The organism is Caballeronia sp. SL1002, from assembly GCF_057814995.1.
Map to the genome: position 1 here is coordinate 1,090,245 of NZ_JBYMUW010000002.1, position 13,007 is coordinate 1,103,251.

The following is a 13,007-nucleotide window of genomic DNA, read 5'->3' on the forward strand; positions in this document are numbered from 1 at the left end:
ATCGCTCTCTTTATCGTAGGTATCGTTATTTGGCGTTGTCTGTAGGCGGTTTCGGCGCATGCGCTCCAGCGCTTGCCGTCGCGCCGCCGCTTGCGGCCGTGACCGGCGCGGCGGCTGGCGTGGCCGATGCAGGCTGCACGGCAGCGGGTACGCCGGATGCCGACGCGCCCGAAGCGGCAGCCGGCGCCGAAGCGGGCACGGGCGGCGGCACGACGGGCGAGACGATCTTGATCGGCTGTTCCGGCGCGTAGGTCGGTGACGCTTTCAGTTGCGCGTCGTTGAAGTCGATCTGCAATTGCTGCGCCTTGTTCCGCGTCACGATATGCACGTCGGCCCAGTTCGCCGCAACGTGGCGTTTCTCGCCAGAAAGCGAATTGCTTAAATCGACGACCAGCGCCTGAGGCCGCGCCTGCGCGTCGATCAGCACGTCCACCACGCGGCCCATGCGCGCGCCGCTTCGTTGCAGCACGGTCGAATCGACGAGTTGCGCCATGCTCGGCGGAATGTCGTTCACCGAGCCGGGCTTCGGCGGCTCGGGCTTCGCTTTCGGATTGGCGGGCGGCGTGGGGACGAGAGTGATCGGCGCTTTCTTCGCCGCCGGGTTGAAGCGGAACGCGCTCCACGGGAACGTGACCTTGCGGTCGCCGACGCCCAAGAAGCCCGACAGGTTGAGCACCATGAGTTTGGGCTTGCCGGCGGGATCCGCGAACGCATCGACCGCGCGGCCGATGACCTTGCCATCGGGCCGCTGGACCTCGCTGTCGAGGAGGCCATGCACCTGTTCCGGCTGCATGATGCGCGTCGTGATGATTTCGGGCGGCGGAGGCGGAGGCGGTTCCTCGGGCGGCGGCTGCACCACCGTTTCGCGCGGCTTCGGCTTGACGACCCGCTTCTTCGGCTTGGCCGGGCGCGGTTTCGCCCCCGACGCCGGTTCGGCAACGGCGGGCGCGGACGCTTCGTCCGGTTCGGCGGCGATCAGGTCGGGCGGGGCCTCGGCGTTCGAATGATCGACGATGGGCGCGGCGCCCTGCTGCGGAAAAAGACTGCACGCGCTGAGCGCGGCCAGCGCCGATACGGCCGCCAGCATCGCGAGCGGGCGACGCGCGCGGGCGAGGGCGGCGTTCAATGCCGACGCAAAACCGGGCGCGAAACCGGAAGCCGCGCGAAAAGCGCGCGCGCTGCCGGGGATCGAGGTTATGCGGGCGTCGCCGCGACGCGAGAAACCGCCAATCATCACAAACACTCCATGTTGCGGGCCACCTGCCATGATTCAGATCGTCCGGGATGGTACCGGACGGATTGATGGCGCGCGGCCAGGAATGCTCTGCCGCGCGTGTCGTGTCGTGTCCGACGCCTTTGCCGGACGTCCCGCACGTTCAGACGCCGTCGGGCCGCGTTTGCGTGGCGGCGGCGTCGGCGAGGCGCTTCATCGTGTCGGGTGCGCCCATTTTTTCGGCGGCGTCGCGGGCCGTGAAACCGTTTGCATCGCGCGCGTCCGGGTTCGCTCCATGCGCGATCAGGAATTCGACCATCTCCACGCGATTGAACATGGCCGCGATCATCAGCGCCGTGCGGCCGTCGGGCGATGCGCCCTCGACGTCCGCGCCGTGTTCGAGCAACGCCTCGATCACTGGTTTGAAGCCTTTGAAGGCCGCGCCCGCGATCGGCGTCTGGCCGTTGTCGTTACGCAGATCCGGATCGGCCTTGTGGCCGAGCAGCACGCGCACGGCGTCGGCGTGGCCGTGGTAGCTCGCGAGCATGACGAGCGTGTCGCCGCGATCGTTGCGCAGGTTCGGCGGCAGGCCCTTGTGGAGCAGCGCGTCGAGCATCGCGGCGTCGCCACGGCGGGCGACGTCGAATACTTCGCTGGCGAAAGCGATCATGTCGTCGTCGGGGCCTTCACTTAGACCTTCGCCGGGACCTTCACCGGACGGTGTGCCGGGTTCATGCTGCATAGCGTCGCTCCATGGGCGGAAGATGAGTCGTGGGTGGGGGCTGTTCGCGGCGTTCCGTTTAGTTGGCAGGATACACAGGTTTCACGGGGTTTCGCGGACAGCGCGTTCTTGCGGGCGCACGTTGACAGCACGAATCGCGCCAGGTGCACGGGGGGCGATGGATGGCTGGCGCAGTTGGGGTTTGGTTTTTGCTGGCGCTATGGAGGGATTAGGGTGGGTGGGTTACACCGTCTGATGTTCGGGCGCTTCTATGGACCTTGCATTCGTGTAGGTTTATTAGCACGCCGCTATGCGCGGCAGCAGTCACTTTCTTTGCTGCTGCAAAGAAAGTAACCAAAGAAAGCAGCTTGTCCGCCTAAGTGTCTCTCGCACATAACTACCCGGATAGGCTCGCAAGCTGATTCGGTCAACGAGCAGTTATTCGGATTGGCACAGCGCCGGTCAGTTCCATCCTCGCTGCGCTCGGACGATGGGCATAGCCGGCCTAGCACCGTGCTTCCCGGGAACTTGATTTCGTGTCGGTCTATTAGCGCGCCGCTGTGCGCGGCGGCACTTACTTTCTTTGCTGCTGCAAAGAAAGTAAGCAAAGAAAGCAGCGTGACCGTCTAAGTGTCCACCACGAACCGTAACCCGGAGTGGTGCGATAGAACAGCCGTGATATCGCACCACACAACAGAGTGGAGCCGCTCATTCATCCCGGCAGGCATAAATGCCTGCCGGTAAGGCATAACCGGAAAAACCAGACCAAGCCACACCGACCGCCGATTTTGATGCACCCGTCGTCCGAGCGCAGCGAGGAGGGAACTGACAGGCGCTGTGCCAATATCAACGAATGCGAGTTGCCATAGTCAGCTTGCGCGCCTATCCGCGAGGTTATTCGTGGTGGACACTTCGACGGATAAGCTGCTTTCTTTGGTTACTTTCTTTGCAGCAGCAAAGAAAGTGACTGCTGCCGCGCATAGCGGCGTGCTAATAGACCTACACGAGAGCAAGTCACCGAGAAGCACAGGCAAACAAAAGCGAAGGGCGCCGGCAAACGAAAACAAAACAGCAAACAAAACCGACGGAAGGTTCCCAGCGAGCGCACGCACCCAAAAAACCCCGAACGCCAGCAACCCCGCTTGACGCGACAACGCGCTCCCCCGTACGCTCCCCGCACCACCCCGCGCCGCGCCAAAAAGAGACCCCATGACCGATTCCCTCGATCCCACTCCGCGCCGCATCGCCCCGGCGGCGAACCGCAACCGCGATGCGATTCTCGCCGTCCTCAAGGACATCTTGCCGCCCAGCGGGACGGTGCTGGAAATCGCGAGCGGAACCGGCCAGCACGCGGTGCATTGCGCGGCAGCCTTGCCGGGCCTGACGTGGCAACCGAGCGATCCGGACGAAAACGCGCGCCAGTCCATCGCCGCATGGCGCGCGCACGATGCGCTGCCGAACGTGAACGCGCCGCTCGCGCTCGACGTGCGCGCGGCCGACTGGGGTATCGGCGAGGTGGCGGCGATTGTCTGTGTGAACATGATCCACATCGCGCCCTGGGAGGCGGCCGAAGCGCTGTTTCGCGGTGCGGGCGAGCGGCTCGGCGTGGGCGGCGTGCTGTATCTGTACGGCCCGTTCCGGCGCGACGGCGCGCACACCGCGCCGAGCAACGAGGCCTTCGACGCCCAACTGCGCGCCACCGACGCCCGCTACGGCGTCCGCGATCTGGACGATGTCGTGCGGCTAGGCGCCGCAGCCGGATTGGTGCTCGAAGAAATCGTGCCGATGCCGGCAAACAATCTGAGCCTCGTGTTCCGGAAAACCCTAAAGCGTTGACGCCTGTTGCGCGCGGGCGACGGGCCGCACCGGCCAGCGCACGGTCGCGAAGAGCGCGGCAATGACGATCAGCCCGCCGCCGATCCAGCCCGTCGTCGATATGGATTCGCCGAGCCAGACACTCGCGAACAGCGCGCCGAAGGCCGGTTCGCTGCCCATCAGGAGGGCGACGCGGGTAGGACTGCTGCGCCGGATCGCGAAGTTCTGCGCGAAGAACGCGAATAACGTGCAGGCGAGCACCAGATACGCGACCGACGCCCAGAACACCCCGTGCCCGGCGAGCGCAGGCAGCGCGGGCAGCGCAGGAAGCGCAGGAAGCGCAGGAAGCGCAGGAAGCGCAGGAAGCGCAGGAAGCGCGGACCAAGCGTGCGGCGTGGCGCTCGACCACCGGGACGCTACGAACGCGATCCCGGCGCTCCCCGCCGCGACGATGCCCGACTGCACGGCCGTCACCGACAGCGCCGGCAATGTGGAGTCCCGCATCACGCGCTTCGTCACGCAGACGTTGAGCGCGCGCAGCAGCGCCGCCGCCAGGATCAGCGCATCGCCGGGATTGAAAACAAAGGTGGCATCGCCCGCGAGCAGCCACGCGCCCGCGAGCGACACCGCGACCGCGATCCATTCGGCCCGCGCCGGGCGTCGCGCGAGCAGCGCCCATTCGACAAGCGGCGTCATCACGACGCACAGGCTGATCAGAAATGCAGCGTTCGCGGCGCTCGTCATCGAGACGCCAAAGGTTTCGCACAGAAAAATCGACAGCAGCAACACGCCCGCCACGCCGACGCCGCGAAGCGCGCGGGCATCGGCATGGCGCAAAGCCTTGAGCGCGGGCGCGAGCACGACGAACGTGATGCCGAAGCGCAGCGTGAGCAGCGCCAGCACCGGATAGACCAGCAGCGCCTCTTTGACGACCGCGTAACTGCTGCCCCAGATCACGGCAACCGCCAGCAGCATGAGATCGGAAAGTACGGCCAGGCGTTTGGCGGACATAAAGTAGTCTCGGTCGCGGGTGGATTCAAGGACGCCTATTGTCGATCCATGCGGCCGTGGCGATAATCGGGTCATCGCGCACAGGATTTATGCACTTGGCGCACAAATGGAGCGTCCGTGAATCCCGCTGAACTTTTCGCCTTGTTGCCCGATATGGCCGTGTTCGCGCGGGTCGTCGATGCCGGTAATTTCTCGATCGCCGCGCGCCAGCTCGGCACGACGCCGTCCACCGTGAGCCGCCAGATCAAGCGGCTGGAGGAAGCGCTCGCGACGCGCCTCCTCGAACGCTCGACGCGCCGCGTGCGCGTGACCGAATCGGGCGGCGAGGTTTACCGGTATTGCCGCGACATGGCGGCGGCGGCGTCCGGCGCGGTCGATGCCGCCGGCCAGCGCGCCGCGCGCCCGCAAGGCCGCGTCGCGGTGAGCGCGCCGACGTCGTATGCGAAATCGGTGGTGCATCCGCTCGTGCCCGAGTTTCTCGCGCTGTATCCGGAGGTCGATCTGCAGCTTTTTTTCGCCGATCACGACGTCGATCCGATCGAAGCGGACCTCGATCTCGTGATCCGCGTGACCGAGCATCCGCCCGAGGGGCTGGCCGCGCGGCAGGCGGGCAAGGTGCGCTGGGTGCTGGGCGCATCGCGGGCGTATTTGCGCGCGCGCGGCACGCCGGATCATCCACGCGATCTGGCCGCGCACGACTGCATCTATCTAGGCGAAACCGCCGACGACAACCGCTGGCGCTTCCGGCGCGGCGCCGAAACGGCCACGGTCAGCGTGTCGGGCCGCTATATCGCGAATCACGTGGGCGCGCGGATCGAAGCGGCGATGCTCGGTCTGGGCATCGCGAACCTGCCCGAGTTCGCCGCGCGCGAGGCGCTCGCGGCGGGCGAGATCGAGCCGGTGCTGGCAGACTGGGAACTGGAGGCGCGCGCGTATCAGGGCACGGTCTGGCTGCTGTATCCGCCGAACCGGTTTTTGCCGCCGAAGGTGCGCGTGCTGATCGACTTTCTGGCGGCGCGGCTGATTTGAGCTGGCGTGAGCTGGCGTGAACCGACGTGAGCTGGCGTGAGCCGACGTGAACCGACGTGAGCCCACGTGAGCTGGCATGAGCCGACGTGAACCGACGTGAGCCCACGTGAGCTGGCGTGAACCGACGTGAGCTGGCGTGAGCCGACGTGAACCGACGTGAACCGACGTGAGCCGACGTGAGCCCACGTGACGACGTGAGCCGACGTGAGCCGACGTGAGCTGGCACGAGCCGACGTGAACCGACGTGAGTCCACGTGAGCCCAAGTAAGCTGACGTAAGCCAAAGTAAGCGATAGCCGCGCACGCGTGAATGCGGGAAACGCCTTCATACCTGAGCCGCGCTCGCCGTGTAGACTGCAGAAGGTTGCTCGTCATGCCGCCCAGCCAGAATGCGCGGCGCGCCGAGCGATCTCCACTCACCAGCGGAGGCCTCGTACATGCAAGCAGCGTTGCCGCAGGAAGTCACTCAGGACGCCACTCAGGAATCTACCCAGGAAGCCACTCAAGACCCGATCCGCGACGACACCGCCGAAGCGGCGCCGCGCGATCTGCGCCGCGTCGATATTCATCCCGATCACTGGTATCCGGTCGCGTGGTCGCGCGAGGTGAAGCGCGGCAAAACGCACGGCGTGCATTTCGCGGGCGACCCGATCGTGCTGGTGCGCACCGAGTCCGACAAAGTGTTCGCGCTGGAAGACCGCTGCGCGCACCGGCAAGTGCCGCTGCACGCGGGCGTGGTCGATGGCGAATCGATTCGCTGCTGTTATCACGGCTGGACCTACGATTGCACCGGCCGCTGCACCGACGTCCCGTACCTCGGCCGCGAACGGCTGCCGAACGGCGTGCGCGCGTATCCGTGCCGCGAGGAAGCGGGATTGATCTTCGTGTTTCCAGGCGATCCGCTGCTGGCCGAATCCGTTCCGTTTCCGAGCCTCGCTTCCGCGAGCGACAAGGCGTACAAGACGCGGCGCTTCGGCCGCGCGGTGAAGTGTCATTACACGTTCATGCATGAGAACCTGATGGACATGAACCATCAGTTCCTGCATCGCAAACAGATGGGCCAGATGCGCGCGCGCTCCGTCGGCCGCCGGCGCGGCGAGGACTGGGTGGAAGTGGACTACACGTTCGCGCGCGAGGACGGCAAGCAGCCGATCGGCGAGGCGCTCGTGTTCGGCCAGACCCGCGGCACCGCGCCGGAGGATCATCACAAGGACGTCATGACGATCCGCACGGCTTATCCATACCAGACGCTCAGGATCCGCACGAAGGACGAGACGGTGGTGATGGATCTGTGGATCGCGTATGTGCCGCTCGACCGGGCGCAGCGCACCAATCGCACGTTCGGCCTGCTGTCGATCCGCCGCCCGAAGATTCCCGGCTTGCTCGACGCGGCGTGGCCGCTGCTCGTCTGGTTCACGGAGCGCATTTTCAAGGAGGACCGGTGGATCGTGGAGCGCGAACAGGAAGCGCACGACCGGCAGGGCGCGGACCATAATCACGAGGTGTTCCCGGTCATCAACGAGTTGCGTTCGCTGCTGATCGCGCGGGGCGCGCCGGCGGTTAGCGCCGCGCCGCCCGCGCGGAAAGTGCATCTGATCGTGCCGGTCACGGAGTCGCCTGCTTCCTGATGACGCACCGCGCCCGATGCATGACGCCCGGGGCTGGCGCGTTCGGCGCTCGGGCGTTATACAAGAAGCGCGGCGCCGCCGTCTGTTCGCCGTACGCTCACGGTGACGTTTCAATTCATCGATTAAAACCAGAGAGGTTGCCACCATGACTCGCGATTCGATCGACCGGCCTGAGCCGGTCAACCCGGAACGGACGTCCTCGGCGTCCACCACACAACAGCCGGAGCTCGAACATTTCGATGCCGCGCTGACCCACGTGGACGACTCCTACGCTTCAGGACGCATGGCCGCGGGTGCGGCGAAGGGCATTCTGTTCAGTATCATCGAGACACTCGGCACGTTGGTCGGCGATCCCGATCTGCCGGCGCACGCGCGCTCGGGTTATGAAGGGCTGCTGGAAACGGCGCGGGAACTGCGCGCGAACATCGATAAATAGCCTGCGCAGCCGTCGAGTCGCCAAGGCAGCACGGGCGCTTGCGGCCATGAGCGAGGCCATGAGCAGGACCCACAGTGCGGCGATAAGCGCCGCATTTAGTCGTGGGAAAAACGCGCCAGTCCGCGCAAAATAGACCTATTTACAGGGGAGTAAATCATGAGCAAGAGTCAGGACGCCAAGAAGACCGAGAAGAAGGTCGCCACCAAGACGCCGAAGGAAAAGAAGGAAGCGAAGAAGTTGAAGAAGGAGGCTTCGAAGCGCCAGTAACGGCAATGTTCGTCGCGTGTGTCTGATCGATTTCCGCGACACGAATCTTCAAAACGGCCCGCGCAAGCGGGCCGTTTTGTTTTGGCCGCTGGCTCCGCTGGCTCCGCTGGCTCCGCTGGCTCCGCTGGCTCCGCTGGCTCCGCTGGCTTCGCTGGCTTCGCTGGCTTCGCTGGCTCCGCTGGCTCCGCTGGCTCCGCTGGCTCCGCTGGCTCCGCTGGCTCCGCTGGCTCCGCTGGCTTCGCTGGCTTCGCCCGCGTTTCTCGCGTCTCTCGGACTTGGCCGGCAAGAGGTCGCGCCGCTGCCCTTCGCCATGATTCACTGTATGATAATCATTCTCATTAAGCAGCGCCGGCGTCTTCGGGCGCGCGTCGAACTTTGCATCGAATTCCAATGCACGAGCTTTTCCTGACCGCTGCGGCCGTGGCCGGCGCGCTATGTTTTTATCTCGGCAGCACCGGTCAGTCGTGGCTGCGCGCGCCGTGGCCGCGGTTGCCCAGCCGCGTGGCGGCCACCGCGCTGATGGCCGGCGCGATTTGCGCCGCCGCGCGCACGCTGAATCCAGCCGCCGCGATCTTCTTGGCCGTCGCCGTTTCGATGGCGAGCCTCATCGCGTTTCCTTTCGCAGGACTCGCGTGGACGCGGTCGTCCACTCGATGAACACGCCCATCGGCGACGACCCCAAAGCGCCGCCCATCGCGCGCGACTGGCTTTCCAAGACGCTCGCCGGCGCGCTCGGCGGCTTTGGTCTCGCGATCGCCGCGAGCGGCTTGCTCGCGTTGCTGACGCCGGGCGGACTGTGGGTCGCGAACAAGTTCCAGGTGGCGATGTGGCTCGTGCCGCCGGTGTGGATCGGCGTGTCGGGCGCGAGTTTCATGTTCGCGAGCGGCCGACGCGCCTGGTGCTGGCTCGGCGTGGCGAACGCCGCCGCCTTCGCGCTGTTGGCCGCCGTGCGCCATTTTCTCCTCTAGATTCCCTGTTTCCCCATGCGCAGCGACGTCATCCGGGTCTATAAGACCGTGCACACCTGGACCGGCATCGTCGCCGGTCTCGCTCTTTTCATCGCCTTCTACGCGGGCGCGGTCACGATGTTCAAGGACGAGATCGCCGACTGGGTCACGCCGCCCGCCGCGCGCGCCGCATCCGTGCCGTTAGCCGATGCCAACGCGTTGATCGCCGAGACGCTCGCCGCGCATCCGGACACGAAAAAGCAATTCACGCTGAAACTGAGCGGCGCTTCCGATGGCGACCCGACGCCACGCGCCACCTTGATGTGGCAGGCACGCGGCCCCGCGCAGCGTTTAACGGCGACCCGCGATCCGTCCGGGCACCTGCGCGTGGATACCAGCGGTCCGTCGGACGCCGCGAGTTTCATCGACGTTCTGCACATGACGTCGGGCGTGCCCGGCTCGATCGGCGTGGGCATGGCCGTGATGGGCGTCGTGTCGCTGCTGTACGGGCTCGCGCTCGTGTCGGGCGTGATCGTGTTGCTGCCGACGCTGGTGAAAGACCTGTTCGTCGTGCGCGTGGGGAAGAACCTGAAGCGCATGTGGCTCGACGCGCATAACGTGATCGGCATTCTGAGCCTGCCGTTTCACGTGGCGATCGCGCTGACGGCGGTGGGTTTTGGCCTGCACGACTATCTCTATAAAGCGCAGGACCGCGCGATTTACGACGGCAAGCTCGAAGCGTCGATGCAGGCGAACAATCCGTTCTTCGGCCCCGCGCCGAAACCGGGCGAAGCCGCGCCGGCCGCGCCGCTGCCGCCCGAACGGCTGCTCGCCATCCTGCACGAACGCGCGCCCGGTTTCGTGCCGAGCGAGATGAGCTACCGGCGCGCGGGCAGTTCGGACGCGACCGTGTTCATCCGCGGCGACGATCCGCGCTATCTCTCGCTCGGCGGCGGCTTCGCGCTGCTCAACGCGGCGGACGGCCACATCGTGAGCGGTGAATTCCTGCCCGGCGCGGGCAACACGTGGTCGAGCGTGACGGGCGCGCTCTACGCGATCCATTTTGGCAGCTACGGCGGTGAACCGGTACGCTGGGCGTACTTTTTCTTAGGCCTTGGCGGGGCCTTCCTGTTCTATTCGGGCAATCTGCTGTGGATCGAAAGCCGGCGACGGGCCGAGCGGCGTGAGGGCGGGCCGGTCGTGCAACGCCGCTCGACGCAGCTGATGGCGGCGGGCACGGTGGGCGTCGCGCTCGGCTGTATCTGCGGGATTTCGTTGACGCTCATCACGGGCAAGGTGCTGGCGGGCCATGTCGCCGATTTGCAGGCGGCGCATCGCTGGGTGTACTACGTCGTGTTTCTGGGAAGTATCGGCTGGGCGTTCGCGCGCGGCGCGGCGCGGGCCTCGGTGGAGCTGCTCGGATTGGCGGCGCTTTCTACCGCGATGATTCCGGCCGTGAGCCTGCTCGGCTGGCTGCTGCCTTCGGTATTCGGATGGGGAAGCCAGAGCGCCGGCGCGCTCGGCGTGGATGTCGGCGCCGCGATTGGCGCCGCATGTTTCGCGTGGATGATGAAAAAAACCGCCCGACGCGTATCGGCGGGTCGCGCCGACAGCGTCTGGAGCGGTTCAGGCCCGGCCGATCAGAAGTCGGTGGTGAGCGACAGCAGGAACGTGCGCGGCGCGCCCTGAGTCAGATAACCGCCGGTGGTCGATGCCCAGTAGCCCTTGTTGGCGACGTTCAGCACGCTGGCGCGGAAGGTCGTCGGGTGGTTGTAGATATTGACCGCGTAACGCGCGCCGATATCGAATCGATCCCACGCCGGAATCGACAGCGTGTTCGGCACGTTCAGATACTGCGAGCCAGTGTGGATCCAGCGCGCGGTGAGCGTGAGGCCGGTCAGCATCGGAATGTCGTATTCCGCGCCGAGGTTGAAAAGCACGCTCGGCACGCCGACCGGCTTCTGGCCGTCGGTCAGGCCGCCCGCCGTATCTTCGAGCGTGGCGTTGATGTACGACGCACCCGCGATCAGGCGCACGCCCTTGACCGGCTCGCCGTACACCGACGCTTCCAGCCCGCGATGACGCTCCGTGCCGTTCGTGCCGTAAAAGCCGGTCGAATCGGTATAAGCGGTCGGCTTCTCGATCTGATACGCCGCGAGCGATGCGCCGTAACCCTTCGCGTCGTACTTCACGCCCACTTCGTATTGTTTCGAGCGATACGGCGCGAGCAACTGGCCGAAGTTCGTCGAGCCGACCGGCGCGGTGTCGCCCTTGGCGAGTGCCTCGGTGCGGTTCGCGTAGATCGACACGTTCTGCCACGGCTTCACGACGAGGCCGAACAGCGGCGTGGTGATGCCGTCGTTATAGGCTGCGTTCTGGATGCCGGTCGCGGCCGCGTAGCCGTTTTCGTGAATCTGCTGGCGGCGCGCGCCGATGGTGAACAGCACGCGGTCGTTCAGGAAGCCGAGCGTATCCGACACGGCGATGCTCTTCATCAGCGTGATGCCGGTGACGGGCGGATTCGCCTCGTCGCCGCCGATGATCGTCGCGGCGGGGCGCGGCACCTGCACGGTGTCGTAGAGATCGGTGACGTACGTGCCCGAGAACTCGTACGGCGCGCGGTCTTCGATATGCGTGATCGCGACGCCCGCGTTCACCTGATGCGTCACCGGACCGGTCGCGAACTGGCCGCGCACGCCCGCTTCGCCCGCTTGCGAATCCGATTTGCGCGGCACGCCGAGTCGATACGCCGTGGTGCCGGTCTCCGCGTTGTAGTTCGGCGACGAGTAATCGCCGCGTTCGTTGCTGTGGTGCACGCCGGCGCTCACATACGCCGTCCACGCGGGCAGGAAGTCGTACTCCGCGCGCGCGATGCCGACCGTGTCTTCGAGAACGCTGTTGGTCCACGATTGCGCGTAGTTGTGCGTCGCGGACGGCACGGTCGGAATCTGGTTGCCCGAGACATACACGACCGAACGGCCTTCGTCGATCACCTGACGCTGGTACAGGAAGTCGCCGTAGAGACGCAGTTTGTCGCCGCGATAATCGAGCGCGACCGAGGTCATCGTGCTGCGGCGGTGTTCGTCGTCGATACTCGTTTCGCCGTCGCGGATCGCGCTGTTCACGCGGATCCCGAACTGGCCTTCGCTGCCGAAGCGGCGGCCCACGTCCACGTGCGTGCCGAGTTCGCCGGAACCGCTCCCATCGACGCTGACGCGCGTGAGCGGCTTGTCGTCGGCGCGCTTCAGTTCGAGGTTCACGCCGCCGCCGATGGCCGAGCCGGTCGGCGATGCGCCGTTCAGGAACGCGTTGGCGCCCTTGAACACGTCGACGCGTTCGAGCGCCTCGGTCGCCACCAACTGGCGCGGCGTAAGGCCGTACAGGCCGTTGAGCGAAATGTCGTCGCCGGTCAGCGTGAAGCCGCGGATCACGAACACCTGCGCGAAGTTGCCGAAGCCGAAGCCCGAGCGCACGGCCGGGTCGTTATCGAGCACGTCTGCGATGCTGCGCGCCTGCTGATCTTCGATCAGTTTCGCGGTATAGCTCGACATCGCGAACGGAATGTCGATCATTTCCTTGTTGCCGAAAATCCCGACCTGCGAGCCGCGCGCGACCTGGCCGCCGCTGTAGGTCGGCGCGAAATCGCCGGGCAGCGCCTCGGCGGCCGCGTTCACCTTGACGGCGGGCAGGGCGGTGTCGGCCGTGCCTGGCGATGCTGCGGGCGTGTCGCCCGTCGTCGATTGCGCGAATGCGTGCGTGGAAAGGGTGAGCGCGGCGATGAGGAAAACGTGACGCGTGGCGGCGGTGATCGGCGATATGCGCGAAGCGACTCGCGACGCAGGCAAGCTGGAAACGGACATGTGAGTTTTGCGAAGTGGTCTTGATTCCGTCCGGACGTGCGTTTTTTTGGCGCATCGCCGGCGGCATGATTCTGTCTGCCC

The 13,007-nt window shown here is 65.9% G+C and carries 12 protein-coding genes; 7 read left to right on the forward strand and 5 right to left on the reverse strand.

Translation table 11 applies throughout. The annotated features are described in order from the left end of the window. Positions 1–25 precede the first annotated feature (25 nt). Positions 26–1,234 carry a hypothetical protein gene (locus tag AC3D25_RS07880; protein ID WP_488887864.1) on the reverse strand — a complete coding sequence of 403 codons (1,209 nt, stop codon included), beginning with the start codon at positions 1,232–1,234 and terminating at the stop codon, positions 26–28. A gap of 142 nt (positions 1,235–1,376) precedes the next feature. Then, positions 1,377–1,883: an ankyrin repeat domain-containing protein gene (locus AC3D25_RS07885; protein WP_488889634.1), complete on the reverse strand. Its 507-nt coding sequence runs from the start codon at positions 1,881–1,883 to the stop codon at positions 1,377–1,379. A 1,260-nt stretch (positions 1,884–3,143) separates the two neighbouring features. Between AC3D25_RS07885 and AC3D25_RS07890 the strand changes: the two genes are divergently transcribed. After that, entirely contained in the window at positions 3,144–3,770 is a 627-nt protein-coding gene (locus tag AC3D25_RS07890; RefSeq protein WP_488887865.1) for a DUF938 domain-containing protein, read from the forward strand. Here AC3D25_RS07890 and AC3D25_RS07895 read toward each other — a convergent pair. After that, complete coding sequence (locus AC3D25_RS07895) at positions 3,759–4,760, reverse strand: DMT family transporter (protein WP_488887866.1); 1,002 nt, start codon at positions 4,758–4,760, stop codon at positions 3,759–3,761. The two genes, AC3D25_RS07890 and AC3D25_RS07895, sit on opposite strands and share 12 nt — an antisense overlap. 117 nt (positions 4,761–4,877) lie before the next feature. Here AC3D25_RS07895 and AC3D25_RS07900 point away from each other — a divergent pair, with 117 nt between their 5' ends. The 4 genes from AC3D25_RS07900 (at position 4,878) to AC3D25_RS07915 (ending at position 8,528) form a co-directional block, all read left to right on the forward strand. Next, entirely contained in the window at positions 4,878–5,789 is a 912-nt protein-coding gene (locus tag AC3D25_RS07900) for a LysR family transcriptional regulator (RefSeq protein WP_488887867.1), read from the forward strand. Positions 5,790–6,225: 436 nt separating this feature from the next. Further along, complete coding sequence (locus AC3D25_RS07905) at positions 6,226–7,416, forward strand: Rieske 2Fe-2S domain-containing protein (protein ID WP_488887868.1); 1,191 nt, start codon at positions 6,226–6,228, stop codon at positions 7,414–7,416. A gap of 145 nt (positions 7,417–7,561) precedes the next feature. Continuing rightward, complete coding sequence (locus AC3D25_RS07910) at positions 7,562–7,852, forward strand: hypothetical protein (protein ID WP_488887869.1); 291 nt, start codon at positions 7,562–7,564, stop codon at positions 7,850–7,852. Between the two features lie 283 nt (positions 7,853–8,135). Next, entirely contained in the window at positions 8,136–8,528 is a 393-nt protein-coding gene (locus AC3D25_RS07915; RefSeq protein ID WP_488887870.1) for a hypothetical protein, read from the forward strand. 49 nt (positions 8,529–8,577) lie between these two features. On the opposite strand, the gene AC3D25_RS07920 is transcribed toward AC3D25_RS07915, so the two are convergent. After that, entirely contained in the window at positions 8,578–8,727 is a 150-nt protein-coding gene (locus AC3D25_RS07920; RefSeq protein WP_488887871.1) for a hypothetical protein, read from the reverse strand. 24 nt (positions 8,728–8,751) lie between these two features. Between AC3D25_RS07920 and AC3D25_RS07925 the strand changes: the two genes are divergently transcribed. Next, positions 8,752–9,087, forward strand: coding sequence for a hypothetical protein (locus AC3D25_RS07925; protein ID WP_488887872.1), 336 nt, complete (start codon positions 8,752–8,754; stop codon positions 9,085–9,087). Positions 9,088–9,102: 15 nt separating this feature from the next. Then, on the forward strand, positions 9,103–10,755 hold the full coding sequence (locus AC3D25_RS07930) for a PepSY-associated TM helix domain-containing protein (RefSeq protein ID WP_488887873.1): 1,653 nt from the start codon (positions 9,103–9,105) through the stop codon (positions 10,753–10,755). Here the strand turns inward: AC3D25_RS07930 and AC3D25_RS07935 are convergent. Beyond that, positions 10,707–12,926, reverse strand: a complete 2,220-nt coding sequence (locus AC3D25_RS07935; RefSeq protein WP_488887874.1) for a TonB-dependent receptor — start codon at positions 12,924–12,926, stop codon at positions 10,707–10,709. The genes AC3D25_RS07930 and AC3D25_RS07935 overlap by 49 nt on opposite strands. Positions 12,927–13,007 lie beyond the last annotated feature (81 nt).

Bases quoted from the DNA above. Each gene is read 5' to 3' on its own strand.
- AC3D25_RS07880 (WP_488887864.1), bottom strand. From the start codon at position 1,234: ATGATTGGCGGTTTCTCGCGTCGCGGCGACGCCCGCATAACCTCGATC.
- AC3D25_RS07885 (WP_488889634.1), bottom strand. From the start codon at position 1,883: ATGATCGCTTTCGCCAGCGAAGTATTCGACGTCGCCCGCCGTGGCGAC.
- AC3D25_RS07890 (WP_488887865.1), top strand. From the start codon at position 3,144: ATGACCGATTCCCTCGATCCCACTCCGCGCCGCATCGCCCCGGCGGCG.
- AC3D25_RS07895 (WP_488887866.1), bottom strand. From the start codon at position 4,760: ATGTCCGCCAAACGCCTGGCCGTACTTTCCGATCTCATGCTGCTGGCG.
- AC3D25_RS07905 (WP_488887868.1), top strand. From the start codon at position 6,226: ATGCAAGCAGCGTTGCCGCAGGAAGTCACTCAGGACGCCACTCAGGAA.
- AC3D25_RS07910 (WP_488887869.1), top strand. From the start codon at position 7,562: ATGACTCGCGATTCGATCGACCGGCCTGAGCCGGTCAACCCGGAACGG.
- AC3D25_RS07920 (WP_488887871.1), bottom strand. From the start codon at position 8,727: ATGAGGCTCGCCATCGAAACGGCGACGGCCAAGAAGATCGCGGCGGCT.
- AC3D25_RS07930 (WP_488887873.1), top strand. From the start codon at position 9,103: ATGCGCAGCGACGTCATCCGGGTCTATAAGACCGTGCACACCTGGACC.
- AC3D25_RS07935 (WP_488887874.1), bottom strand. From the start codon at position 12,926: ATGTCCGTTTCCAGCTTGCCTGCGTCGCGAGTCGCTTCGCGCATATCG.